General features: G+C 71.8%; 20 protein-coding genes and 1 riboswitch. Of the genes, 12 read left to right on the top strand and 8 right to left on the bottom strand.

The annotated features are described in order from the left end of the window. Positions 1-63 precede the first annotated feature (63 nt). Positions 64-163: riboswitch (TPP riboswitch) on the top strand. The 4 genes from HFP48_RS10455 to HFP48_RS10440 all read left to right on the top strand — a co-directional run bounded on the left by HFP48_RS10455 (position 156) and on the right by HFP48_RS10440 (position 3,442). Beyond that, positions 156-875 (top strand): TenA family protein, encoded by a 720-nt coding sequence (locus tag HFP48_RS10455; protein WP_168579483.1) that lies wholly within the window; start codon positions 156-158, stop codon positions 873-875. Its footprint overlaps the riboswitch before it by 8 nt. Next, on the top strand, positions 872-1,906 hold the full coding sequence (locus HFP48_RS10450) for an ABC transporter substrate-binding protein (RefSeq protein ID WP_072634936.1): 1,035 nt from the start codon (positions 872-874) through the stop codon (positions 1,904-1,906). Before HFP48_RS10455 ends, HFP48_RS10450 begins: the two co-directional genes overlap by 4 nt. Further along, positions 1,887-2,681, top strand: coding sequence for an ABC transporter permease (locus tag HFP48_RS10445; protein WP_168579482.1), 795 nt, complete (start codon positions 1,887-1,889; stop codon positions 2,679-2,681). The genes HFP48_RS10450 and HFP48_RS10445 overlap by 20 nt, the downstream gene beginning before the upstream one ends. Continuing rightward, the gene (locus HFP48_RS10440; protein WP_006939435.1) at positions 2,678-3,442 is read left to right on the top strand and encodes an ABC transporter ATP-binding protein; all 765 of its coding nucleotides are present in this window, start codon (positions 2,678-2,680) and stop codon (positions 3,440-3,442) included. Before HFP48_RS10445 ends, HFP48_RS10440 begins: the two co-directional genes overlap by 4 nt. Before the next feature lie 6 nt (positions 3,443-3,448). On the opposite strand, the gene HFP48_RS10435 is transcribed toward HFP48_RS10440, so the two are convergent. Beyond that, positions 3,449-4,810 carry a wax ester/triacylglycerol synthase family O-acyltransferase gene (locus tag HFP48_RS10435; protein WP_037201594.1) on the bottom strand — a complete coding sequence of 454 codons (1,362 nt, stop codon included), beginning with the start codon at positions 4,808-4,810 and terminating at the stop codon, positions 3,449-3,451. Between the two features lie 291 nt (positions 4,811-5,101). On the opposite strand from HFP48_RS10435, the gene HFP48_RS10430 reads away from it, so the two are divergent. After that, a complete protein-coding gene (locus HFP48_RS10430; RefSeq protein ID WP_168579481.1) occupies positions 5,102-6,097 on the top strand; it encodes an alpha/beta hydrolase in 996 nt (331 codons plus the stop codon). 134 nt (positions 6,098-6,231) lie between these two features. Further along, positions 6,232-7,617 (top strand): YbjN domain-containing protein, encoded by a 1,386-nt coding sequence (locus tag HFP48_RS10425; protein ID WP_168579480.1) that lies wholly within the window; start codon positions 6,232-6,234, stop codon positions 7,615-7,617. A gap of 79 nt (positions 7,618-7,696) precedes the next feature. On the opposite strand, the gene HFP48_RS10420 is transcribed toward HFP48_RS10425, so the two are convergent. Then, positions 7,697-9,349, bottom strand: coding sequence for a protein kinase (locus HFP48_RS10420; protein WP_006939444.1), 1,653 nt, complete (start codon positions 9,347-9,349; stop codon positions 7,697-7,699). A gap of 268 nt (positions 9,350-9,617) precedes the next feature. On the opposite strand from HFP48_RS10420, the gene HFP48_RS10415 reads away from it, so the two are divergent. Genes HFP48_RS10415 through malQ form a run of 3 tightly spaced genes read left to right on the top strand, consistent with a single transcriptional unit; the run spans position 9,618 to position 14,230 of the window. After that, positions 9,618-11,384, top strand: coding sequence for an ATP-binding protein (locus tag HFP48_RS10415; protein WP_231385888.1), 1,767 nt, complete (start codon positions 9,618-9,620; stop codon positions 11,382-11,384). Further along, positions 11,381-12,046, top strand: a complete 666-nt coding sequence (locus tag HFP48_RS10410) for a response regulator transcription factor (protein WP_043797247.1) — start codon at positions 11,381-11,383, stop codon at positions 12,044-12,046. The genes HFP48_RS10415 and HFP48_RS10410 overlap by 4 nt, the downstream gene beginning before the upstream one ends. Before the next feature lie 48 nt (positions 12,047-12,094). Next, positions 12,095-14,230: a 4-alpha-glucanotransferase gene (gene malQ / locus HFP48_RS10405; RefSeq protein WP_168579479.1), complete on the top strand. Its 2,136-nt coding sequence runs from the start codon at positions 12,095-12,097 to the stop codon at positions 14,228-14,230. A 47-nt stretch (positions 14,231-14,277) separates the two neighbouring features. Here the strand turns inward: malQ and HFP48_RS10400 are convergent, their stop codons facing one another. Both HFP48_RS10400 and HFP48_RS10395 read right to left on the bottom strand, forming a co-directional pair. Beyond that, positions 14,278-16,068: a long-chain fatty acid--CoA ligase gene (locus tag HFP48_RS10400; protein WP_168579478.1), complete on the bottom strand. Its 1,791-nt coding sequence runs from the start codon at positions 16,066-16,068 to the stop codon at positions 14,278-14,280. Beyond that, the gene (locus tag HFP48_RS10395; protein ID WP_006939453.1) at positions 16,061-16,555 is read right to left on the bottom strand and encodes a MarR family winged helix-turn-helix transcriptional regulator; all 495 of its coding nucleotides are present in this window, start codon (positions 16,553-16,555) and stop codon (positions 16,061-16,063) included. Before HFP48_RS10395 ends, HFP48_RS10400 begins: the two co-directional genes overlap by 8 nt. A 281-nt stretch (positions 16,556-16,836) precedes the next feature. On the opposite strand from HFP48_RS10395, the gene HFP48_RS10390 reads away from it, so the two are divergent. Together HFP48_RS10390 and HFP48_RS10385 are read left to right on the top strand one after the other, a co-directional pair. Further along, on the top strand, positions 16,837-18,024 hold the full coding sequence (locus HFP48_RS10390; protein WP_230304619.1) for a hypothetical protein: 1,188 nt from the start codon (positions 16,837-16,839) through the stop codon (positions 18,022-18,024). 129 nt (positions 18,025-18,153) lie between these two features. Beyond that, on the top strand, positions 18,154-19,710 hold the full coding sequence (locus HFP48_RS10385) for a long-chain-fatty-acid--CoA ligase (protein ID WP_006939457.1): 1,557 nt from the start codon (positions 18,154-18,156) through the stop codon (positions 19,708-19,710). Positions 19,711-19,773: 63 nt separating this feature from the next. Here HFP48_RS10385 and HFP48_RS10380 read toward each other — a convergent pair whose 3' ends face one another. Beyond that, positions 19,774-20,958 (bottom strand): thiolase family protein, encoded by a 1,185-nt coding sequence (locus HFP48_RS10380; RefSeq protein WP_043797306.1) that lies wholly within the window; start codon positions 20,956-20,958, stop codon positions 19,774-19,776. A gap of 115 nt (positions 20,959-21,073) precedes the next feature. Further along, entirely contained in the window at positions 21,074-21,925 is an 852-nt protein-coding gene (locus HFP48_RS10375) for a hypothetical protein (protein ID WP_006939462.1), read from the bottom strand. Positions 21,926-22,300: 375 nt separating this feature from the next. Here HFP48_RS10375 and HFP48_RS10370 point away from each other — a divergent pair, with 375 nt between their 5' ends. Next, complete coding sequence (locus tag HFP48_RS10370; RefSeq protein ID WP_006939464.1) at positions 22,301-22,600, top strand: chorismate mutase; 300 nt, start codon at positions 22,301-22,303, stop codon at positions 22,598-22,600. Positions 22,601-22,699: 99 nt separating this feature from the next. Here the strand turns inward: HFP48_RS10370 and HFP48_RS10365 are convergent, their stop codons facing one another. Both HFP48_RS10365 and HFP48_RS10360 read right to left on the bottom strand, forming a co-directional pair. Further along, complete coding sequence (locus tag HFP48_RS10365) at positions 22,700-23,173, bottom strand: hypothetical protein (protein WP_006939466.1); 474 nt, start codon at positions 23,171-23,173, stop codon at positions 22,700-22,702. Positions 23,174-23,267: 94 nt separating this feature from the next. Next, entirely contained in the window at positions 23,268-24,692 is a 1,425-nt protein-coding gene (locus HFP48_RS10360; RefSeq protein ID WP_168579477.1) for an aldehyde dehydrogenase family protein, read from the bottom strand. Between the last annotated feature and the right edge of the window lie 22 nt (positions 24,693-24,714).

Below are 24,714 nucleotides of genomic sequence, written 5' to 3'. Positions count from 1 at the left end.
AGCCCCGGCGACCCGGCACCCCGGGCCCGCGTGGGGCGAGCCACACCCGGTGCTATCGTCGCCTCCGTAGACACGGGGTGCTCCGCACACGAGCGGGAGCTGAGATCACACCCGTCGAACCTGATCAGGTAATGCTGACGAAGGGATGTCACGGCATGACCATGCCTGCCCATGCGTCGGTCCCGGAGGGGACCGAGCGCTTCACCGATCTGCTGTGGGACCGTACGAAGGTCCTGCGCGAGGCCATCGACGACCTCGAGTTCCTGCGCCGGCTCGGCGACGGGACCCTGCCGCTCGACGCGTTCCGCTTCTACATCGAGCAGGACGCCCTCTACCTCGCCGGCTACGCCAAGGCGCTCGCCCTCCTCGCGGCGAAGGCCCCGGACCCGGCCACCGCCGCGTTCTGGGCCAACAGCGCGGCGACGGCCGCCACCGAGGAATCGGCCCTGCACCGGGGTCTGCTCACCGGTGGTGTCCTGCCGCCCGCCGAGGACACCCCCGCGCACTCCCCCGCCTGCCTCGGCTACGTCTCCTACCTGACCGCCACGGTCGCCACCGATCCGTATCCGGTCGGCGCCGCCGCGGTGCTTCCGTGCTTCTGGATCTACGCCGAGGTCGGCCGCGAGCTGGCCGTCCGCGCCGCCGACGTGCTCACCGCGGACCCCACCCACCCCTACGCCCAGTGGGTCACCACCTACGACGCGCCCGAGTTCCACGCCGCGGTCGCCACCGCCCGCGAGCTCGTCGACCTCGCGGCGGCGGCGGCCACCGACACCGAGCGCGACGCCATGGCCGGGGCGTTCACGATCGCCACCCGCTACGAGCTGCTGTTCTGGGACACCGCGCTGAACACGCAGGACTGGCCGGCCTCATGACGACCACCTCCCGGCTGCGTCGCCGGCTCACCGTCCTGGCCGCCCTCACCGCGGCGCTGCTGCTCACCGCGTCCTGCGCCGGCGGCACCGGCGACGACAACTCCGGCGACACGATCCGGTTCGCCCTGGACTGGACGCCGAACACCAACCACACCGGCCTGTACGTGGCCCAGCAGGAGGGCCTGTTCGCCGACGCCGGTCTCGACGTCGAGTTCCTGCCCTACAACAACACCACCCCGGACACCCTCGTCGACGCCGGCAACGCCGAGTTCGGCATCTCCACGCAGGCGCAGGCGACGTTCTCCCGGGCGGCCGGCTCGCGCACCGTCTCGGTGCTCGCGCCGCTGCAGCACTGGGCGACCGGCATCGCCGTCAAGGCCGACCGCGCCGACCTCACCCGGCCCCGGGACCTCGACGGCCGCACCTACGCGGGCTTCGGCGACCCGGGCGACGAGGAGACGCTCGCCCAGGTGATCCGGAACGACGGCGGGCGGGGCGACTTCACCTCCGTCACCCTGGGCACCTCCGCCTACGAGGCCGTGTACTCCGGCACCGCCGACTTCACCGTCTCGTACCTGGCGTGGGAAGGCATCGAGGCCGAGCACCGCGGGCTGCCGATGCGCTACTTCCGCTACACCGACTACGGGTTCCCCGACGCCTACGCGATCGTGATCGACGGCAACGAGGACTGGCTGGCCGAACATCCGGACCAGGCCCGGGCGTTCGTGCAGGCCGTCCAGCGCGGCTACGAGATCGCCGCGCAGGACCCGGACCGCGGAGCCCGCGCGCTGATCGAGGCCGAGCCCGGCGCCTTCCCCGACGAGGATCTCGTCTACGAGAGCCAGCGGATGCTGTCGGCCGGCTACCTGCGCGACGAGAACGGCCGCGTCGGCACCCTCACCCTCGAACGGTGGACCGGGTACTCCCGGTTCCTGTTCGAGAAGGGCCTGCTCTCCGGCCCCGACGGCAAGCCGTTGACCACCGAGCCGGACTGGTCGACGTACTTCACCGATGACTACCTCACGCCCTGACCCGACCCGGAATCCCTGGGTGCGGCGCGTCGCACCGGCCGTGCTGGTCGTCGCCGCGCTGACCGTCGGCTGGCAGCTGTACGTGACGCTCAGCGGCATCCGCCCGCAGGTGCTGCCCTCCCCCGCCCGGGTCCTCGGGCAGGGCTGGGCGCACCGCGACGCCATCGCGGGCCATGCCTGGTCGACGCTGCAGGTCACCCTCGTCGGTTTCGCGGTGTCCCTCGTCGTGGCGTGGCTCCTCGCGATCGTCGTGGACTTCTCGCCGTGGCTGCGCCGCGCCCTGGTGCCGCTGTTCGTGGTGTCGCAGACCCTGCCGATCATCGCGATCGCGCCGCTGATGATCATCTGGTTCGGATTCGGGCTGCTGCCGAAGATCCTGGTGATCGCGCTCGCCACGTTCTTCCCCATGGCGATCGGCCTGATCGAGGGCTTCGCGGCCGCGGACCGGGAGGCGGGAGCGCTGCTGCGCAGCATGGGTGCCTCCCGCTGGCAGGAGTTCCTGTACGTGCGGCTGCCGTCGGCGCTGCCCCGGTTCTTCACGGCGCTGCGCATCGGGGTCACCTACGCCGTCGTCGGTGCGGTCTTCGCCGAATACGTCGGCGCCACGTCGGGGCTCGGGATCTACATGAGCACCCAGAAGAACTCGTTCCGGACCGATCTGGTGCTCGCGGCGGTGCTCGTCACCGCGGTGGTCTCGCTGGCGCTGTACCTGCTCACCTACGCCGTGGAACGGGTGGTGGCGCCGTGGGCGCAGACGACGAGGAGCCCGCGATGAACGCCGTCACGGTCACCGGCGTGCACAAGGCGTTCGGTGCGCGCACCGTCCTCGACGGCGCCGAGTTCGCCGTGGCCGAGGGCGAGTTCGTCTCGCTCATCGGCCCGAGCGGGTGCGGCAAGTCCACCCTGTTCGGGCTGATCGCCGGTCTCGACTCTCCCGACACCGGTGCCGTCACGGTGGGTGACCGGCCGGCCGCACCGGGACGGGCCGCCCTGATGCCGCAGAAAGACCTGCTGTTCCCGTGGCGCACCGTGCTCGGCAACTGCGCACTCGGCCTCGAGGTGCAGGGCGTGCCGCGCGGCGAGGCGCGTGCCCGGGCCCGGGAGCTGTTCCCCGCCTTCGGCCTCGCCGGGTTCGAGGATGCCGCCCCCCGGCAGCTCTCGGGCGGGATGCGCCAGCGCGCGGCCCTGGCGCGGACGGTCCTGCAGGGCCGCAAGGTGCTGCTGCTGGACGAACCGTTCGGGGCCCTGGATTCGCTGACGCGCACCGAGATGCAGCTGTGGCTGCAGCAGGTGTGGCAGCGGGACCGGTGGACGGTGCTGATGATCACCCACGACGTGCGCGAGGCGCTGCTGCTGTCGGATCGGGTGCTGGTGCTCACGCGGCGCCCGGCCCGGATCTGTCACGAGGTGACGGTGCCGCTGCCCCGCCCCCGGGGTCTGGACACGTTGACGTCGCCGGAGTTCGTGACCCTCGAGAAGGAACTCGTCGACGTCCTGCACGCCACCGGACCACGCAGTTCCGCACTGCCGGACTGACGCCGATCACGAAATGTCAAGTGCCACCTCGAGTTCCACAAGGGCGTCCTCGAGGTGGCCGAGCAGCCGCTGCAGGCCGGGGACCGTGCGGCGGCATCCGACGACGCCGAAGTCGACGGTGTCGGCGGTGGTGGTCAGCGTGATGTTGAGTGCCTGGCCGTTGAGCACCACCGACACCGGGTAGATCCCGTCGAGCCGGGACCCGCTGCGGTACACCCGCTCCCGCGGTCCCGGCACGTTGGAGATGATGAGGTTGAACGGCGGCGGGGCCAGGGAGACGGCGCCCGAGATCGGTGCCAGCGCGAGCCCGGCGACGTTCAGCGCCGACCACACCGTCGCCTGCAGCGGCGTCATCCCGGCGAACAGGGTCTTGCCCTCCGCCATCGAATCGCTGACCGTCGAGAGCCGGGTGAGCGGATCCTCGAGATGGGTGCCGAGGTTGCACAGCGTGACCCCTACGCTGTTGCCGCCCGCGGCCGAATCGGGAGCGTCCTTGGCTCGCAGCGACACCGGGACCATCGCGATCAGCGGGAGGTCGGGCAGGTCCTGCTGTTCGAGGAGGTAGGCGCGGAGGGCACCTGCGCACATGGCGACGACGACGTCGTTGCTCGACACCCCGGCCGCCTGCCGCACCCGCGTGATGCGTTCGCGGCTCCAGGACTGCGCCGCGAAGCGCCGCGTCCCGTCGATCGGAACGTTGAACATCGACCGCGGTGCCTCGTACGGCAACGCGACGCGGCGCCCGCCGAGGACGGTCCGGGCGATCCGCAGCGCGACGGGCGCCGCGCCGATCACGTCGCCGGCCAGTGAGCGCACCGCAGCGAACAGCGAGTCCTGCTCCCGGGTGCCGGAGCTGGGGCGGGCCGGCAGGTGCCACGGCGCCGGGAATTCGCGCACGTTCGGATCGGGGGTGTAGGTCCGCTGCAGCAGCCGCAGCCCCGAGACCCCGTCGAGCAGCGCGTGATGCATCTTCGTGTAGACGGCGAACCGGCCGTCGGCGAGCCCTTCGATCAGATAGGCCTCCCACAGCGGCCGGTGCCGGTCGAGCAGGCCGCTGTGCAGGCGCGAGACGAGGGTGAACAACTCACGGATCCGGCCCGGCGCCGGCAGGGCCGAGTGCCGGACGTGGTACTCGAGGTCGATCTCGTCGTCCACGGCCCACCAGGTGTAGCCGAGGCTCGACACCGGGTCGGCCGGGCGCTTGCGGAACAGCTCGTCGACCTGCGCGTCGGCGACCAGCCGGTTGTAGAGGTCGGTGACGTATCCCGGACCGGCGTCGGGCGGCGGCGTGAACAGCTCGAGCGAGCCGAAGTGCATCGGGCGCTCCCGCGACTCGGCGATCAGGAACATCGAGTCGGTCACAGGCATGTATCCCACCGGGACAGCCCCCTTTCGTCCGCCGTCGCACGCTGGGATGGATGGTACGTCCGGCGACCGGACGGCCGTACCGGATCGATAACGGGCATGCCGACGACCTGCGGAGTTCCCTTTGTCCGGTCTCCATCGAGTCACGATGCTTCGCCCCGGCGATTCCTCGTCGTACTGTCGGGCAACCGACCCGGACGAACGCCGCGAACGCCTCGGAGAAGGGCCGAGAGAGAAGACGGGAGCCGTCGACGAGAGGGCTCCGTCCGAGCAGGTGAGGACGAGGAGGTCCCGGTGACGAGTACCGCGTCGAACCATCCGTCGTTGTCGTATCCGCCCGTGCCGCGGCCGGTGCTCCGCCGCGAGGTCGCCGGCGTGAGCCTGCCGTCGCAGGCGCTGACCGTCTCGGTGCGCAGCACCGTCAAGCCGGTCATCGACGCGTGGGCGCGCGCCCCGCACCTGCCGTGGCCGACGGGTGTGGTGGACCGGCTGGCGTTCCCCCTCAAGCCGGTCCCCGGCACGCACCGGCACCCGGTCCGGCTGCCGTCCTGCCACGCCGAGTTCCTCGCCGCCCCCGGAGCCGACGGCGCCACGGCGATCCTCTACCTGCACGGCGGCGCGTTCCTGGTGTGCGGCCTGACCACCCACCGGCAGATGGTCTCCCGCATCTCGTCGGCGGCCGGGGCACCCGTGCTCAGCGTCGCCTACCGCATGCTGCCGGGACACCCGATCGAGAGCGCGGTCGAGGACGGCATCGAGGGGCTGCGGTGGCTGATCGCGCACGGATACCCGACGGAACGAATCGTGGTGGCCGGCGACTCCGCCGGCGGATTCCTCACCTTCCAGGTGACGCTCGAGGCGCTGCGGCTCGGTCTCGGCCGGCCGGCCGGCAACGTGGCGCTCTCGCCCCTGACCGACCTCGACACCCGCGGCAAGCTCGAACATCCCAATTCGTACCGGTGTGCCCTGTTCCCGCGCCGCGCCGTTCCGGCCCTGGCCGCTGTGATCGCCCGCATCGACGCCGCCTCCGGCCGGCCGGGTCCGCGCGCGGTGTCACCGGTCGACGCCGACCTGACCGCCATGCCGCCCGCCCTCATCCAGACCGGCTCGGAGGAGATGACGTACGTGGACGCCGAGCTGATGGCCCGGCGCCTCGCCGGCGCCGGCGTGCCCTGCGAGCTGCAGGTGTGGGAACGGCAGGTGCACGTCTTCCAGGCCGCGGCGGGCCTCGTGCCCGAGGCGGGGCGAGCCGTCGATTCGATCGGAGCGTTCGTCCGCAGCGTCGGCTGAGATTCCCCCACCGGACCACCCCGCCGGTGCCACGTGGCGACCACCACCCGCGCCGAGCCGGGCACCTGTCGGACGGCGCGACTAGTGTCTCCGGCACAGATTGGTCCGGCAGCACTGGGAAAGGGGGGCGGATCGTGACCGACACCGAGAGCCGATTCGACCGCGACGTCGACCGGTCCTGGAGCGAGTTCCGGGCACGGCTCGCCGATCACGTGGCGTCGATGTGCGACGGCGACGGGCTGCTCCTCGAGCCGCTCGTCGAGGAGGAGACCGGACCCGCCGGACCGTGCGTGCAGTTCTACGCGTGGGGTGCAGGCCAGGTGCGGTGCGAGGTGCCGTCCAACGCCCACCTCGGCGGCGACCGTCGCCTCCGCCCGGCCGACGAGGCGCTGCTCGCCGAGCTCGGCTGGCGCGAACCGTCCCGGGGACCGGAGGACCCGGAGGACGGCGGGTCCCCGGCCTACTGGATGGACCGGCCCGCGGCGTGGGCGGACCAGCTCGCGGCCGTCGCGGTGACGGCGCTGCGCCGGGTGTGGGGGGTGCCGCATCCGCTGTTCCTGCGCACCGAGACGTTCGGCGCCGGCCGGGCGGCGGCCTTCGACCTGCCCGCGCCCGCCGAGGAGACGCCGCCGCCGGCCGCGCTTCCGCTCGCCGTCGAGACCGCGGGCGAGGAGCACGTGCGCGAGCTGATCGAGTCGACGCTGCGCGAGCGGATCGGCGACGTCCCGCTGTGGGACGAGGACGGCGACCTGGCGTTGCGGGTCGCGGGGTTGCTCGTGTTCGTCGGCGTCGGGCCGCACGAGCGCACCGTCGACGTGTTCGCCCCGATCGTCCACAACATCACCGGGCGCACCCGCGCCGCCGAGGTCGTCGCCGACCTCAACCGCCGGTGGCCGCACCTGAAGTTCGTGCTGGTCGAGGACCGGGTCGCGGTGGCGGCACACCTGCCCGCGTCGCCGTTCGTGCCGGCCCACCTGCTGACCACGCTCGACCACGTCGCGCAGTTCCTCGAGGGGCTGGACGAGGCGTTCGGCACCCGCCTCGGCGGCGAGCTGCTGCACGAGACCGACCACGACGGTGTTCCGCCGCCCCCGGACGAGCTGCCGCCGTGGACGACGGACTCCGAGGAGGACCTGCCGCCGACGCTGCTGGCGCTGCGCGATCTCCATCTCGACGGCCGGGCGGAGGTCGAGACCCGGACGGTGGCCCGCATGGCCGGCGACGAACCGGACCAGCTGCTGCGTTTCCTGCGGATGAGCGTGGACGCGCAGGTCTGCTGGCAGGCCGAGGCGATGGGGCGTGCCGCGGCCGGAGACGGCGCCGGCATCGCCCGCGCCGAGGCGAAGGCGCAGGAGTGGGAGCTGACCTGCCGCTCGCTCACCGCAGCGATGCGGCTGCTCGTGCCCCCGGCGGGCACCGCCACGACACGCGTGCGGCGGCCGCGTCCGTCCCCACCCGAGCAGATCGAGCTGTTCGAGAACCCGGACGAGCCGACGTTGTTCGACGAACTCTCCGACTGAGCACCTCGTGCGGGCGAGCCGTTTCCGCGGGACGGCGCGGCCGCAGCGCGGGCACGTGGCCCTCGGCAGCCGGGGTGGTTCACGGGGTGGTCGCCTCGAGATGCTTGAGCACGGCCAGGACGCGTCGGTGGTCCTCGGGTTCGGGGTGCAGACCGAGCTTGAGGAAGATCGCCCGGACGTGCGCCTCGACGGTGCGTTCTCCGAGGAACAGGGCCGCCCCGATCGCCCGGTTCGAGCGGCCCTCGGCCATGAGGCTGAGGACCTCGCGTTCGCGGGTGGACAGCGTGTCGATGGGACGGCTGTCGCGGTGGGGCCGGGCCACCATCCGGCTCACCACGCTGGGGTCGATGGCCGAGCCGCCCTCGGCGACCCGGTGCAGGGTGTCGACGAACTCGTCGATGTCGGCGACCCGATCCTTGAGCAGGTAGCCCAGGCCGGCGGCCCCGTCGGCGAGCAGATTCATGACGTGGTCGGTTTCCACGTACTGCGACAGCAGTACCACCGCGGTGTCCGGGTGGTCGGCACGGATGGCCGCCGCGGCGACGATTCCCTCGGTGGTGTGGGTCGGCGGCATCCGGATGTCGACGACGGCGACGTCGGGCCGCTCGTCGGCGACGAGACCGAGCAGGGTGGCGGCGTCGCCGGCCTCGCCGACGACGTCGATCCCCTCGTCGCACAGCAGCCGGGCGATACCCTCGCGCAGCAGCACGGAGTCGTCGGCGAGCACCACCCGCAGGGGTGCCGCGCTGTCGCCGCGCCGCGTCGCGCGCCGCGTCGCGGCGACCCTGCTCGGTGACGCGGCGTCCACCGCCACCGTCCGGGCCAGGGTGTCGTCGGCTGCGGGCGCGGGGACGGTGGTCGTGGTCTCGGACGTGAGGGCGTTCCGGGCGGCGGCGGTGAGTTCCCTGCAGGTGTCGTAGCGGTCGTTGCGGTCCTTCGCGAGGGCACCCGCGACGACGGCGTCGAACGCCTTCGGCAGGTCGGGCCGGGCCTCGCTCGGCCGGGGTATCGGGCTGCGGACGTGCCCATGCCACAGCTTCGCCAGGGTGTCGCCGGAATACGGGGGCCGGCCGGTGAGCAGGTGGTAGAGGGTGCAGCCGAGCGAGTAGATGTCGGTGCGGTGGTCGAGCGCGGCGGTGGTGTCGAACTGCTCGGGTGCGGCATTCTGCAGGCTGCCGACGAACATCCCCGTGCGGGTGAGCCCGCCCGCCTCGTCGAGGGCCTTGGCGATGCCGAAATCGGTGAGCAGGACCCGTTCGGGTTCGCCCGGGCCGGCGGGTTCGGCGAGCAGGATGTTCGTCGGCTTCACGTCCCGGTGCAGCACCCCGGCCTGGTGGGCGTAGTCGAGTGCCTTGCCGATCTCGGAGACGATGTGGACTGCCCGCTCGGGCGGGACGGGCCCGTGGCCGAGCAGCGCGGCGGCGTTGGTGCCGGGGACGTACTGCATGGCGATCCAGAGCCGGCCGTCCTCGCAGCCGCGGTCGTAGACCTGGACGATGTTGGCGTGCTCGAGGCGCGCGGCATGGTCGGCCTCGAGTTCGAAGCGGGCCTTGACGCTGTCGTCGGCGGTCAGGGCGGGGTGGAGAAGTTTGAGGGCCACCTTGCGCGGCAGGTGCGGGTGCTGCGCCAGGTAGATCGAACCCATGCCGCCCGCGCCGAGCAGCCGCTCGATGGTGTACCCGGCAAATACCGAACCCGGCCCGGGAGCCCCGTTCCCCGTCACCGCCACCACCTCCCGAAGCGGCCCACCTCCTCTATTCAACCCCTCGGGGATCGTCGGCGGAACCGCTGCGGCGCGCGGTTGTCCGCCGACCTGGCGCCGGTCCGGCGCGGAGCGCACCGTGCAGACACCGGCCGGGGCTCCGTGCAGGCACGGTACGGATCTCCGTGCAGGCGCTGCCGCCGAATCACGTGACGGCCGAGATGGTCGAACAGTGCCAGCACGGTGGTCCGGCGGGGCCGGGAGCGAGATGCTGGGAGCGAGGATCGGAGGCCTCGTCGTGAGTCGTCGAACAGTGCCGGCCATCGTCGCCGTGACCACCCTGCTGGTGGTCGCGGTGGTGGTGGTGTCGCTCGATTGGCCCGGCGGTCCGCCCGTCGGCCCGGCGGAACTGGTCGCCTTCCCCGCGGTCGGCGTCGCCTTCGTCGCGGCGGGCATCATCGCGTGGCGGAGCCGCCCGGACGACAACACGGGACGGCTGATGGTGCTGGCCGGGGTGCTGTGGCTGGTGAAGGGGGGCGGTGCGTCACGCAATCCGGTCGTCTTCACCGTGGGCGCGGCGCTGACGGTGATGTATCTCCCGGTGCTGATCCATATCCTGCTCGGTTTTCCGACGGGGCGATTGAACCGGCGGTGGGAACGGTGGTTCGTCGGGGGCTGCTATGTGTACTTCCTGGTCTCGGTCCTGCTCGATCTGATGTTCTACAACCCCTCCGTGATGGTCGGCACAGAACGCTTCACCGCGCCCAACCTGCTGCTGGTCCGGGACGACCCGGCGATCTTCAGGGGGCTGCAGCTCGTCTTCGGCGCAATTGCCATCGGCATCAGTGTGGTCGTGATCGGCGTGCTGCTGGCCCGCTGGCGGTCGGGGTCCCCGGCCTACCGGGCCGCGTTCGCGCCCCTGTGGATCGCCGGCATTCTCGGATTCGCCACGGTGATCGGAACGGGGCTGGTCACGGCGCGGTCTTCCGGCGTGGGAAACGTGTGGACGGCCTACCTGAGCTATCTGGCGACCGCGCTGTTTCCGGTGGCGGTGCTGGTCGGGTTGTGGCGCTACCGGGTCGCGCGCAGCGCGGTCAGCGACGTGATGATCGAGGTCGGTGCGGCCCCGCTCGGGGACGAGTTCGTCCACGCGCTGCGCAAGGCACTGCGCGACCCAGGCCTGATCCTGTGGTCGTGGTCACCACAGTGGAACAGCTATCTCGACGCGAACGGGGAGCCGCAGAGCCTGCCGGACGACGACGACCCCCGCGCGGCGACCGTCCTCGAACGCGACGGCGTCCCGGTCGGAGCGCTGGTGTACGACCGGTCGCTGCGACATCAGCCGCAACTGCTCGCGGCGGTGCGCAGCGCCGCGACCCTCGCGCTGGACAACCAGCGCCTCCAGTCCGAGTTGCAGGCTCAGCTCGCCGAGGTCCGCCGGTCCCGGGAGCGGATCGTCGCCGCCGGGGACGCCCAACGGCGGCGGCTCGAACGCAACCTGCACGACGGTGCGCAGCAACGCCTGGTTGCCGCGACGATTCTGTTGCGGCGTGCGCAGCGGGCATCCCAGCCGGAGCGTAAGCAGGAGCTGCTCGACGAGGGCACGGCCGAACTGGACTCGGCGCTGGTGGAACTGCGGGAACTGGCCCGGGGTGTCTATCCCCCGGTGCTGCAGGAACACGGGCTCGCCGCCGCGCTGACCGCCCTGGCCGAGCGCGCGCCGCTGCCGGTGGAGATCGTCGACACCCTCACCGTGCGGGCTCCCGCCTCTGTCGAACTCGCCGCCTACTTCATCGCCGCCGAGGCGGTGGCCAACGCCACCAAGCACTCCGGCGCCACCCACATCGAGATCGACCTTCGCCGGGACGGCGGGATGCTGCGGATGGTCGTCACCGACGACGGGTGCGGCGGTGCGACGCTGACCGCCGGCGGTGGGTTGAGCGGACTGGCGGACCGGGCCACGGCCCTCGGTGGGGTGCTCACCGTGCACAGTCCCGTGGGGGGCGGAACGACGCTGACGCTGTCCCTTCCCCTCACCACCGGGACATCCGGGGAGCCGTCGTGAACCTCCGGGTGGTGCTCGCCGACGACTCCGCGGTGCTCCGCGAGGGAATCGCCGGCCTGCTGCACGACGAGGGAATCGAGGTGGTCGGCCAGGCCGCGGACGCGCAGGCCCTGCTGCGGCTGGTCGGCGAGCAGCGCCCGGACCTCGCCGTCGTCGACATCCGGATGCCTCCCACCCACACCACCGAGGGCATCGAGGCCGCCCTCACCATTCGCCGGTGCTTCCCGGGCACCGCCGTGCTGCTGCTGTCCCAGTACGTGGAAACCGAGAACGTCATGAACGTCTTCGCCGGCGGGACGGCCGGTCTGGGATATCTGCTCAAGGACCGCCTCTCCGACATCGACGGTTTCCTCGGCTCGCTGCACCGCGTCGCGGCGGGCGGAACGGCGATCGATCCCGACGTGGTCGGCCGGTTGGTCTCGCGGCCGCACCGCGACCGGGTGGCCCTCGACGAACTGTCCCCCCGGGAACGGGAGGTCCTCACCCTCCTGGTCGAAGGCCGTTCGGACCGGGCGATCGGAGCGGCCCTGTCCCTCGGGGAACGCACCGTCGGCGCGCACGTGCGCGCCGTCTTCGACAAGCTCGGTCTGCCCCCCGAACCCGACGGCCACCACCGCGTCCTGGCCGTGCTCGCCTACCTCGGCCCCGCAGTCCGCAACTGACATCGCCGGGTCTGCCGAGTGGTCCGCGACCTGGCATGATCGGGTGTCGTGACATCGACGGTGAAGCTGCGGGAACTGGCCGAGCAATTCGGGATCGCCACCTCGTATGTGGGGTGGGACAAGCAGGACCACTACGCGAGCGACGACACGTTGCGCCGGGTCCTGGCCTCGCTGGGCGTGTCCGCGGGCACCGAGGCGGAGATCGACGCCGTTCTCGCGGATCTGCCGAACGAGCCGTGGCGGCGCATGCTGCCACCCGTCCTGGTGGTCGTGCAGGGCGAGGAGCGCACCTTCCCCGTGCACGTGCCGCACGGCACTCCGGTGCAGGTGCAGGTGTGCACCGAGGACGGCGACGTCGTCGACGTCGCGCAGCGCGACGTGTGGGTCGATCCGCGGGAGGTCGACGGCCGGCTCGTCGGCCGCGCGACGTTCGCCGTCCCGGACCTGCCGCTCGGGTGGCACACCCTGCACGCCCGCAGCGACGACACCGCGGCCGAGACCACCCTGGTGGTGACACCCGCGCGTCTCGGCACCGCCGACCGGCTCCTCGAGCGACGTCGCCGGGGCCTGGCCGCGCAGTTGTACTCGGTGCGGTCGAAGCGGTCGTGGGGCGTCGGCGACTTCGCGGACCTGGCGGACCTCGCCGCGATCACCGCCTCGGTGGACGGCGGTGACTTCGTGCTCGTCAATCCCGTCCACGCGGGCGAGCCGGAGCCGCCGCTCGAGCCGTCGCCGTACCTGCCGAGCTCGCGGCGGTTCGTCCACCCGATCTATCTGCGGGTGGAGAACATCCGCGAGGCGGCGTTCCTGCCGCGCAAGCACCGCAAGACGCTCGAGGCGTACGCCGGGAAGTTCGCCAAGTCGAACCGCAAGGACAAGCGCATCGACCGCGACGCCGCGTTCCGGGCCAAGATGGACGTGCTCGGGCACGTGTTCCGGGTGCCGCGCAGCCCGGCGCGGCAGGCGGAGTTCGACGCGTTCCGCGCCGCGGGCGGGGACGCGCTGACCGACTTCGCGTTGTGGTGCGCGCTCACCGAGAAGTTCGGCGACCGCAGCGCCCGCTGGGAGACCCTGGCGGCGACCCCCAACACGCCGTACGTCGCGCGGCAGCGCACCAAGCTGGCCGAGCGCATCGAGTTCCACTGCTGGTTGCAGTGGCTGTGCGACGAGCAGCTCGCCGAGGCGCAGTCCGCGGCGCGTGCCGCCGGCATGGACGTCGGCATCGTGCACGACCTCGCGGTGGGTGTCCGTCCCGACGGCGCCGACGCCTGGACGCTCGGCGACGCCCTGATCCGCGACATGACAGTCGGTGCGCCGCCGGACGACTTCAACCGGCAGGGTCAGGACTGGACCCAGCCGCCCTGGCATCCGGTCCGGCTCGCGGAGCTCGGCTACCGGCCCTACCGCGACGTGGTGCGCACCGCGCTGCGCCACGCCGGCGGCCTGCGGGTGGACCACATCCTGGGCCTGTTCCGCACCTGGTGGATTCCCGAGGGCTGCACGCCCGATCAGGGCACGTACGTCACGTACGACCACGAGGCCCTCATCGGGATCCTGGCGCTCGAGGCGCACCGGGCCGACGCCGTGCTGATCGGCGAGGACCTCGGCGTGTTCGAGAGCTGGGTGCAGGAGTACCTGTCCCGCCGCGGCATCGCCGGGACGTCGATCCTGTGGTTCGAGCGCGACGGCGACGACCCCCGGCCCCCGGAGAGCTACCGGGAGCTGTGCCTGACGTCGGTCACCACGCACGACCTGCCACCGACGGCGGGTTTCCTTGCCGGAGAACACATCACGCTGCGGTCCGAGCTGGGTCTGCTCGAACGGGACCTGGAGACCGAGGCCGCCGACGCGGCCGCCGAACGCGACGCCGTGCTGGCGGTGCTGCGGGAGCGCGGACTGCTCGACGAGGTCGCCGACGAGCAGCGGACCGTCGAGGCACTGCACCGGTTCGTCGCGGCGAGCCCGTCGGCGCTGATCGGGGTGTCGCTGGCCGACGCGGTCGGTGAGCGGCGCAGCCAGAATCAGCCGGGCACGACCGACGAGTACCCCAACTGGCGGATCCCGCTGGCCGACGAGAAGGGCCGGACCGTGCTGCTCGACGATCTGCCCGGCAACGAGCGGTTCGCGGCCCTGCTCGCCGCTGTGGCGCCGGCCCCGGATCCCTCCGCAGCCGACGAGGCCTGAGCGTCTCGGCCGGCCGCCGGGTTCCGAACCCGGCGGCCGGCCGCGCGTCACTTCGCGTACATGCTCTCGATGTCGGAGGCGAAGCGCTCGGTCACGACGTTGCGCTTGATCTTCAGCGTCGGCGTCAGCTCACCGGTCTCCTCGGTGAGGTCCCGGTCGAGGATGACGAACTTCTTGATGGCCTCGGCGTGGGAGACCATCGAGTTGGCGTCGTCCACGATGGACTGCAGCGCGTCGTGCAGCGCCGGGTCGTGCCGCAGGTCGGCGATGGTGGCCGTCGGCGCCTTCCCGTTCTCGGCCTTCCAGTTGTCGAGCACCTCGGGGTCGACGGTGAGCAGCGCGGTGATGAAGCTGCGCCCGTCGCCGACGACCACGGCCTGCGAGACGAGCGTGTGCGAGCGCATCCGGTCCTCGAGCGGCCCGGGCGAGACGTTCTTGCCGCCGGCGGTGATGATGAGGTCCTTCTTGCGGCCGGTGATGCTCACGTAGCCGTCCTCGTCGATCTCGCCGAGATCGCCGGTGCGGAACCAGCCGTCGTGGAAGGCCTCGGCGGTGGCCTTCTCGTTGCGCCAGTAGCCCTGGAACACGACCCCGCCGCGCAGCTCGATCTCGCCGTCGTCGGCGATGCGGGTGCTGTTGCCGCCCATGGGCTGGCCGACGGTGCCGATCTTCTGGGCGCCGGGCACGTTCACGCTGTGCGCGGCGGTGCTCTCGGTCAGGCCGTAGCCCTCGTAGATCGGAACGCCGACGCCGCGGAAGAAGTGGCCGAGACGGGGACTCAGGGCGCCACCACCGGAGATCGCGAACCAGCACTCGCCGCCCATCGCCTGCCGCAGCTTGGCGTAGACGAGCTTGTCGGCCATGTTGCGCTTGGCCTTGAGCACGAACGACGGACCGCCGTGGTCGAGCGACTCGCTGTAGGCGATGGCGGTCTCCTCGGCGAACGCGAAGATCGCCGCGTTGAACCTGCCGCCGGCCGCGGCCTTGCGCGCCGCGGCGTCGCGCACCTTCTCGAAGACGCGCGGCACGCCGAGGATGGTGTTCGGGGCGTAGCGCTCGAACTGGGCGGAGATCGTGCCGAAGTCCGACCAGTGCGCCTGCGCCGCACCGCCTTCGAAGACGGCCAGCGAGACGGCACGGGCCAGCACGTGCGCGAGCGGCAGGAAGGTCAGCACCCGGCTGCCCGGCTTGGCCACCTCACCGATCGAGGCGGTCAGGATGCCGCGGACCTCGCTGTAGAAGTTGCGGTGGGTCAGCATGCAGCCCTTGGGCCGGCCGGTGGTGCCCGAGGTGTACACCAGCGAGGCGAGGTCGTCGGCGCGGATGCCGTCGAGGCGGGCCTGCAGCTGGGCGTCGTCGACGCCGGCGCCCTCGGCGATCAGCATCTCCACGGCGCCGCCCTCGATCCGCAGGGTGCGGCGCAGGGTGTCCGGCATGTCGACGAACAGCGCCTCGTGGCGCGCGGTCTCGACGACGGCGACGACCGCCTCGGAGTCCTGCAGGATCCAGCGGATCTGCTCGGTGGACGAGGAGTCGTAGATCGGCACCGTGGCGGCGCCGGCGGCCCAGATGGCGTAGTCGAACAGCGCCCACTCGTAGCGGGTGGCCGACAGCAGGGCCACCCGGTCGCCGGGCTGCACGCCCGCCGCGACGAGGCCCTTGGCGACCCCCGAGACCTGCTCGGCGAATTGCCGTGCGGTGACGGCGACCCAGTCCTCTCCCTCCGGGCGGGAGTACATCACGCGGTGCGGAGTCTTCTCCGCGTGCGTGAAGACCGTGCGGACGACCGATTCGTCGTCGCCGACGGTGAACTGGGCGGGGGTGGTGTACTCACGCACGAGCGTCTCCCTCGTTGTGGTCGGGGCGGGCAGTGGACCGGTGTTCCACTCCCTGGCGGAAGCGGCGCAGCATGTCGACGAACCGATCGATGTCGTCCTGGCCCCAGCCGGTCAGCGCCGCGCGGATCTCGTCGTGACGTCCGGCGACGGTGCGGGCGAGGGTCTCGCGGCCCCGGTCGGTGAGCCGGAGCGGGTGGCCGAGCCGGGTGGGTCCGGCCTGCGCCTGGACCAGCCCGGCGTCGATGCAGCTGCGCAGCTGACGGGAGACGGTCGACCGATTCACGCTGAACGCATCCGAGATGTCGGTGGCTCGGCAGCCCGGGTTGCGGTCGATGAAGCCGAGCATCGAATGCTGCGCCAGCGAGAGCACGTCGTCGTGGGCGCGCTCCCCCGCTGTGAGATGGCGAATCAGGTACACGAACTCGTCGTATACCTCGGATACACCGGCCGCTGCGGACTGCGCCGCAACCTCCCGCTTGTGTTGCACGACGCAACTGTAAGCCCTGTGCCGCTCGACACCCCAATCGCCTCTCCCCGCGGCACCGCACAGACGCGCCGAGACGCACGGCGTCGATCGCGAATTTCCCCGAACCGCAGGCCCGGCCTGCCCGTTTCCGGTACAGATGATGCGACAGGACCAGGCCCCCGGCGAAGGAGTTCCCCGTGGCCGCACCCGATCGTTCGACGGCCGAACCCGATCCTGCGACGGCCGTGCGCGGCCGGCGACGGACCGCCGTGCTCGTCGGCCTGCTCGCGGCGGCGCACGCACTGCTGACGCCCGCGACCTCCGCGGCCCAGGAACCCGTCGGGTCGTGCGCGTGGCAATTCCGGTCCGACTCGACCGTGCTGGACATCGCGTTCCCCGACGTCGATGCCACCTACTGGGTGCTGCCGTACGCGCTGGCCCCGGGCGACAGCATCGAACTGCACGGCACCTATCCGGCGGCCCGGTACTTCTCGCTCAACACCTACGGAACGAACTTCGACACGGTCGACACCCTGCGCGACGCACAGATCGCGCCCGATCCGGGCAGCGGGAACCCGTTCGCGGACGCGGCCGCCGAGGGGCTGCCCGCCTCGGCCCGGCGCTGGAGCGCCACCGTCGTCACCGGTCCGGCCGACCACGCCCGCAACGAGATCGGCGCGCTGCCCACCGGCGGGTCGCCCACCGCACCGGCCGGATTCCTCATCGTCCGGGTCTATGTGCCCGACGACCCGGCCTCCCCGACCGGCGGGGTCCCGCTACCGGACGTGACGCTGCACCAGGGTGGGCGCGCCGTGCCGGTGCCCACGTGCAGCTCCGACTTCGACCCCGCCGACTACGGCAGCGGACCGGTCGAGCGCGCCGCCGAGGCGGCCGTCGACCGCATCGTCGAGGGCGCGGCGTCCGGCGCCTTCCCCGGCAACAACCCCGAGGCGACCTTCGTCAGCCCGGCCACCACGTCCGGGTTGTTCCCGAACGGCGACAACAAGTACATCGGCTCCGTGCTGACGTACCAGCCGGGCCGGATCCTCGTCGTGCGCGGCAAGGCCCCCACGTTCCCCGACACCCGCGCCGGCGAACCCGTCACCACGCCCGGCCGCCAGGTGCGGTACTGGTCGATGTGCCAGAACGACCAGGTCACCCCGTACCCGGTCGTCGCGTGCGCGGCCGACTTCGAGACGGCGACCGACGCGGAGGGCTGGTTCACCTACGTCGTCGCGGCGCCCCAGGACGTGCCCGCCCGCGCCACGGCCGATCCGACGGTGACGGTGCTGCCGTGGGGCTCGACCGAGGTCCCCAAGAAGACTCTGCTCTACCGGAACATGCTGCCGGCCGACGCGTTCTACCCGCAGTCGGTGCAGGCCGCACAGGGCGGCGATCCGGCCGCGACGATGGGTCCCTACTACCCGCGGGCCGCGTACTGCGACACCGCCACCTTCGAGGCCGGCGGCTACGCCGCCTGCCTGCCCTGACCTCGCGGAGCCGGACCACGGGACCCGCCCGGCGGCGATACGTCCGATTCCGAGACGCCACGCCCCGCCGGCAATAACCTGTGTGACACCCGCCACACGGCGGCACCTGTTCCCCCAGGAGGCTCACGCATGTCCGTCCCCGCCCCGTCCGTCATCCTCGACCGCGTCGCGCACTGGGCGCAGACCAAACCGGACGAGGTCGCGGTGCAGTACCTCGACCGCACCCACACCTGGGCGCAGTGGCACGAGCGACTGCTCCACCTCGCCGGCGCCCTCGCCGCCGACGGCGTCGGACCCGGCGACACCGTCGCATTCGTCGACAAGAACAACCTCGCGTGCCTCGAGGTCACCTTCGCCACCTCCGCGCTCGGCGCGGCGAACGCCATCCCGAACTTCCGGCTCGCCGGCGACGAGCTCGACTACGTGATCAACGACTCGCGCGCCCGGATCCTGTTCGTGGGAGCGGAATTCGCGCAGGAGATCGAGTCGCTGCGACCCCGGCTGTCCACGGTGCAGAAGATCGTCGTCGTGGGCGGGGAGAACGACGAGTTCGAGCCGTGGCTCGCGGCGGCCGCGCCGGCGACCCTGCCCGACGTCGCGCCCGAGACCACCGCGCTGCTGCTCTACAGTTCCGGCACCACCGGCCGGCCCAAGGGTGTGCAGCTGACGCACCGCAACCTGTTCGCGCACTCCGAGGACGTGCTCGCGGTGCTTCCGTTCACGGAGGGTGACTGCCTGCTGGTGGCGATGCCGCTGTTCCATGTGGGCGGCACCTGTTACGCGATCATGGGTATCCACGACGGCCGCCGGTGCGTGTTCACCCGGGAGGCCGACGCGCCGTCGCTGTTCACGGGTCTCGCGGCCGGCGCGAACATCGCCTTCCTGGTGCCCCCGGTAATAGCGGCCGTCCTCGGCGCGGGAGCGCACGCGATCGGGGCGTTCTCCCGGCTCAAGCGCATCACCTACGGCGCCGCGCCGATGCCGCTGCCGCTGCTGCGCGGCGCGCTCGCCGCGTGGCCGGACACCGAATTCGTCCAGGTGTACGGCATGACCGAGCTCGCCGGGGTGATCACGGCGCTGCTGCCGGAGGTGCACCGCGATCCGGCGCAGGAGGCGCGGATGGCGTCGGCCGGCACCCCCATTCCCGGCGTGGAGATGCGCATCGTCGATCCGGCCACGCTCGAGGACGCGGCCCCAGGCGCGATCGGCGAACTGTGGTGGCGCTCGGCGCAGACCACCCCCGGGTACTGGAACCGGCCCGACGCCACGGCCGAGACGATCACGGCCGACGGGTGGCTGCGCAGCGGCGACATGGGCCGGGTCGACGACGGCGGTTTCGTGTTCATCGAGGACCGGCTCAAGGACATGATCATCACCGGCGGTGAGAACGTGTACTGCCCGGAGGTCGAGCGGGTCCTCGTCGAGCATCCGGCCGTCGCCGAGGTCGCGGTCATCGGCGTCCCGGACGAGAAGTGGGGCGAGACGGTCAAGGCGGTGGTGGTGCTCGCCCCGGACCAGAAGGCGGACGAGCAGGAACTCATCGACTACACCCGTCGGCACCTGGCGAAGTTCAAGTGCCCCGCGACCATCGACATCGTCGACATGCTGCCGCGCAACCCCACCGGGAAGATCCTCAAGCGCTCCCTGCGGGCCCCCTACTGGGCCGGACACGAACGGACCATCTGAGCGGTGCGGCCTTTGGGCTGCTGCAGCAGCCCAAAGGACGCACCGGCCGCGGAGCGGCCCGGCTCAGCGCACCCGGCGCAGCAGGGCGGCCAGGGCCTGGCCGCCGCCGATGCACATGGTGACGATGCCGAGTTCGAGGTCGCGGCGCACGAGGTCCTTGGCCACCCGCAGGGTCAGGATGCCGCCGGTCGCGCCGACCGCGTGGCCGAGGGCGATCGCCCCGCCGTACGGGTTGGTCTTGGCCGGGTCGAGCTTGGCGTCGCGGATCACGGCGACGGCCTGCGAGGCGAACGCCTCGTTCAGCTCGACGGTGTCGATGTCGGCCGGGGTGGTGCCGGTCTGCTCGAACAGCTTCTGCAGGGCGAGGACCGGCGCGTAGCCCATCAGCTCCGGCTCGAGCGCGGCGGTGGCGACGGACTCGATCACCGCGAGCCCACCCAGGTCCCGTTCCTGCGCGACGGACTCGCGGGCGAGGACGACGACGCCGGCGCCGTCGTTGATGCCCGAGGCGTTGCCGGCGGTGACCGTGCCGTCCTTCTGAAATGCCGGGCGCAGCTTCGCGAGGGTCTCGACGGTGGTGTCGGGCTTGGGGTGCTCGTCGGTGGTGACGACGGTGGGCTTGCGGCCGCCGATCTCGACGGGGGTGATCTCCTCGGCGAACGCGGCGCGGGCGGCGTCGGTGGCCGCGCGGCGCTGGGATTCGACGGCGAACTCGTCCTGCGCCTCGCGGCTGATGCCGTACTCGCGGGCGACGTTCTCGGCGGTGACGCCCATGTGGATGCCGTGGAACGGGTCGGTGAGCATCCCGACGGTGCCGTCGACGAGGGTGCGGTCGCCCAGCTTGTAGCCGGAGCGGGCGCCGAAGTCGTAGAACGGCATGCGGGACATGTTCTCGTCGCCGCCGGCCAGGGCCAGATCCACCCCGCCCCAGCGCATCTGCATCGCCGCCGACCAGATCGCCTGCAGGCCCGAGCCGCACAGCCGGTTGACGGTGTACGCCGGCACCGAGACCGGCAGCCCGGCCGCCAGCGCGACGCGACGCGCGTTGTAGGCATCCGGGCCGACCTGCCCGATGCAGCCCATGACGACCTCGTCGATGTCCTCGGCCGCCACGCCGGCGCGCTGCAGGGCCGCCTTCGCGGCGGTCGCGCCGAGTTCGTGGGCCGGTACGTCCTTGAACGCGCCGCCGAAGCTGCCGACCGGGGTACGCGCACCGTCGACGATGACGATCCGTTCCGGAGTGCTCATCTCACGTCCCATCTCTCGCAGGAACGGCACCGAGTGCCATCTCTTGCCCACGACGATACCGGAGCAGTGAGCCGCAACACAGTCGGGTGGCACTGCGGCGCAAGACGGGCAGCCGTCAGGCCGGGTCGCTCAGGTCGCCCCGGTGCACGCGCTCGGCCGCCGCGGCCGACCCGAGCTCCGCCCGGGCCTGCGGATTTCTCGCGTAGAAGTCGAGCATCCGATACAGCAGCACCGGGTCGCCGTCGAACTTGCGGGAGTCGACCTCGATCACCGGTTCGCGGGGCAACCGGTCCAGGCGGAACAGCCGGCTGGTCCGTCGTCGCGCCCAGGCGGCGGCCGGCGTGCCCAGCACCCAGATCTCGGGGAATCCGTGATGGACGGCGTGCACCCCGGCCACCGAGACCCACGGCAGGTACGACTCGATGGTCCAGCCGCGTTGCCGGATCCCGTCCGGGGTCAGCAGCAGCGCCCCTCGGCGGATCCCCCCGCGCAGCACCTCCGCGACGAACGCCGCGCAGGGCAGCCCGAAGGCGGCGAGCAGCACACTCACCCACGGAACGCCGTCGTCGAACAGGACTATCTCGACGGCCGCGCCGAGCGAGAGCAACGCCGCGCTCGTCGTCATCGCCCCCATCAGATGGAAGACGGCGCCGGAAGCGCGGATCTCGGTGGCCCCGCGGCCCCGCGACTCCACGAACCGGATCTCGGGGTCGCCGCGGCGCGGACGCCAGTACACGTATCCGAAGAGCGCCGTGAGGGCCATCAGGCCGGACAGGATGAGGAAGAACCGGGTCACCGCCCAGGCTCCCGCCTGCCCGGCATCCCAGGCCCGCCAGAGCGAGACGAGGATCACGACGCCGGCGAGGGCGATCGCGGCGGCGACCCGGGCGCTGAACTTCGGGGGCGGCCATTCCTCCGGGCGGATCAGCGGCACGGCGTCGGACTCGTCTTCATCGGTGCCGTGCACAAAACACCCGTCCCACTGAGTTCCCCTTCCGGAAGCGCCGGGGATCCCACCGCCCCGACCGGTTGCCGGTAGGTGGGGAACGCTACCGCAGGGCCTGCGGATTGTGGTTCACGACACGCGCCGGGGCGGGCGTCCACGGCGGAGAAGGGACCTTCGACCCTACGTCCGAGGGGCCCGACGAGGCGGATACCCGACGGTGTGACCATTGCCACAAATGCCACGGGACGGACATAAAGCCCAGTTCAAAAGGTGTTCAACTCGTGTTGGCCGGCCGCCGGACGCGGGACACGAAAATCTTGTCTACGGATGAGTAACACTGGCGCCGACGGGAACGACACAATCATCGACGATCCAGACGAGACCGGAGGAATCTGCATGACTGTCCAGCTTGATTCGCCTGGCTTCGAGTCCGCCCGCGAGGTGGTTTCGGCCCAGGAAGACCTCGGTCGACTGTTCGACGAGATCGGGACGCTCGATGCGCAGATCCTCGAGGCGATCGAGCGCCGCAGCGAGCTGTCGCGCCGGGCGGGCATCGCTGCGAAGGAGTCCGGGACCGCGCGGCAGGCCCAGAACCACGAGATGCGGGTCCTCGACCGTTTCGCCGAGCTCGGCGCCGACGGCAAGACCCTGGCGATGACGCTGCTCCGCCTCGGACGCACCCGCCTGTCCTCCTAGACCCGACGACTTCGCGCGGCCCCCGCACCGGATCGGTGCGGGGGCCGCGTCGTCGTTGCCACCCGAAGAGCCGGGGCCGCCCGAACGCAGGTACGGCGGTCAGCGCCTCGCGTGCAGGAGGCCGTCCCGCACCCAGGCCGGCTGCGGCGTCTCCAGCTCGAACTCGGCGAACGCGCGGCCGGCGACGGCGGCGATGCCCGCCGGCGGCAGCTCCTCGAACTCACCGAGCACGAGGGCGATCTGCTCGACCGGCGGCAACGTCGAGAACAGGACGGCGTCGTCGCCGCAGCCTTCCGCACGCCGATGCGCGGGCGTCTCGGCGTGCAACAGGTACACGAACCACGACACGGCGTACGCGCAGAGTTCGGGACCGATCGGGCCCCGCCACGTCGCGACCGCACGCGCCAGCGCCCGGTCGAAGACCGGGGCCGCGCGCTCGGAACCGACGGACAGCAGCCGCGCGCAGGCCGCGAGGTCCGGGAGCTGGCCTTCCATGACCTCGCGCAGGCCACGCGGGGGAACGTCCAGGTTGCCCGCGGACCCGCCACTCGGGTCCGGCGGCATGATGTACATCGTCCGCTCCTTCCGCGCTTTCCCTGTCGGGGAAACCGATGCCGTTTTCCCGTCTATCGTTCTGCGGCACCCGAACGTGACGTACCCCATACGGTCACCGCAGGAGTGCCTTGACCTCCAGGAACTCTTCGAGACCGAAGACGCCGGCTTCGCGCCCGACGCCGGAGTGCTTGTAACCGCCGAACGGTGCGTCGGTGTTGAAGGCGCCCCCGTTGATGGAGACCTGCCCGGTGCGCAGCTGTCGCGCGACCCGCTCGGCCCGGGCGCGATCGGCAGACCAGACCCCGCCGGAGAGCCCGTAGTCGCTGTCGTTGGCGATGCGCACGGCGTCGTCCTCGTCGCGGTATCCGATGATCGACAGGACCGGACCGAAGATCTCCTCGCGCGCGATCGTCATGTCCTCGGTCACGTTCGCGAACACGGTCGGCCCGACGAAATAGCCGGTGCCGAGGCCGGTTTCGCGGCCGTCGAGGACCAGTTCGGCGCCCTCCTCGATGCCCTGGTCGATGTAGGACCGCACGCGCTTGAACTGGTTGGCGTTGACCAGGGGGCCGAGCCGGGTGGTGGCCGCGGCGGGATCGCCGACGGTGTAGGCCCGCGCGACCTGCTCGGCGAGGGCGGCCACCTCGTTCATGCGCTCGGCGGGGACGAGCATGCGGGTCAGTGCCGAACAGGTCTGCCCGGAGTTCAGGAAGCACTGGGCCACGCCGTCGGTGACGGCCCGGGTCAGGTCGGCGTCGTCGAGGATGACGTTGGCGGACTTGCCGCCGAGTTCGAGGGCCACCTTCTTCACCGTCTCCGCGGCGACGACGGCGACGCGCTTGCCGGCGCGGGTGGAGCCGGTGAACGAGACCATGTCCACGCCGGGATGCGCGGCGATGGCCTCCCCCACCACCGGCCCGTACCCGCTGACGAGGTTGAACACGCCGGGCGGCAGGCCCGCCTCGTCGCAGATGTCGACGAGCGCGTAGGTGATCAGGGGCGCCACCTCGGTCGGCTTGAGCACGACGGTGCAGCCACCCGCGAGGGCGGCGAACACCTTCAGGACCACCTGGTGCAGCGGGTAGTTCCACGGCGTGATGGCGCCGACGACACCGATGGGCTCGCGCACGATGAGGGCGTTGCCCACCTCGCCGGCGTCGAAGTCGTAGGTCGCGGCGAGTTCGGCGTAGCGGGTGATGTTCTTCAGCGGCATGCCGATCTGGACCGGCTTGGCCAGCGTCACCGGCATGCCCATGTCGCGGGAGACCAGCGCGGCGAGATCGTCGATGCGCTCGGCCATGAGGGCCGCGACCTTGCCGAGGTGGGCACCGCGTTCGGCGCCGGTGAGCGCCGACCACGCCGGGAACGCCGCCCGCGCCGCGCGTACGGCCCGGTCCACGTCCTGTGCCGTGCCTTCGGCGACGACGGCGATGACGTCCTCGGTGGCCGGGGCGATCACGTCGATCCGGCCGGTGCCGTCGGAGTCCACCCATTCGCCGCCGATGTAGATCTTCGTGCGGTCGAGCACGTTGTTCATATCGTTCCTTCTCCGCCGAGTG

The organism is Rhodococcus sp. DMU1 (assembly GCF_012272955.1).
GTDB classification, from domain to species: domain Bacteria; phylum Actinomycetota; class Actinomycetes; order Mycobacteriales; family Mycobacteriaceae; genus Rhodococcus; species Rhodococcus aetherivorans.
The sequence above is the reverse complement of the archived record's forward strand: the minus strand, read 5'-3'. Positions and strand labels throughout refer to the sequence as shown.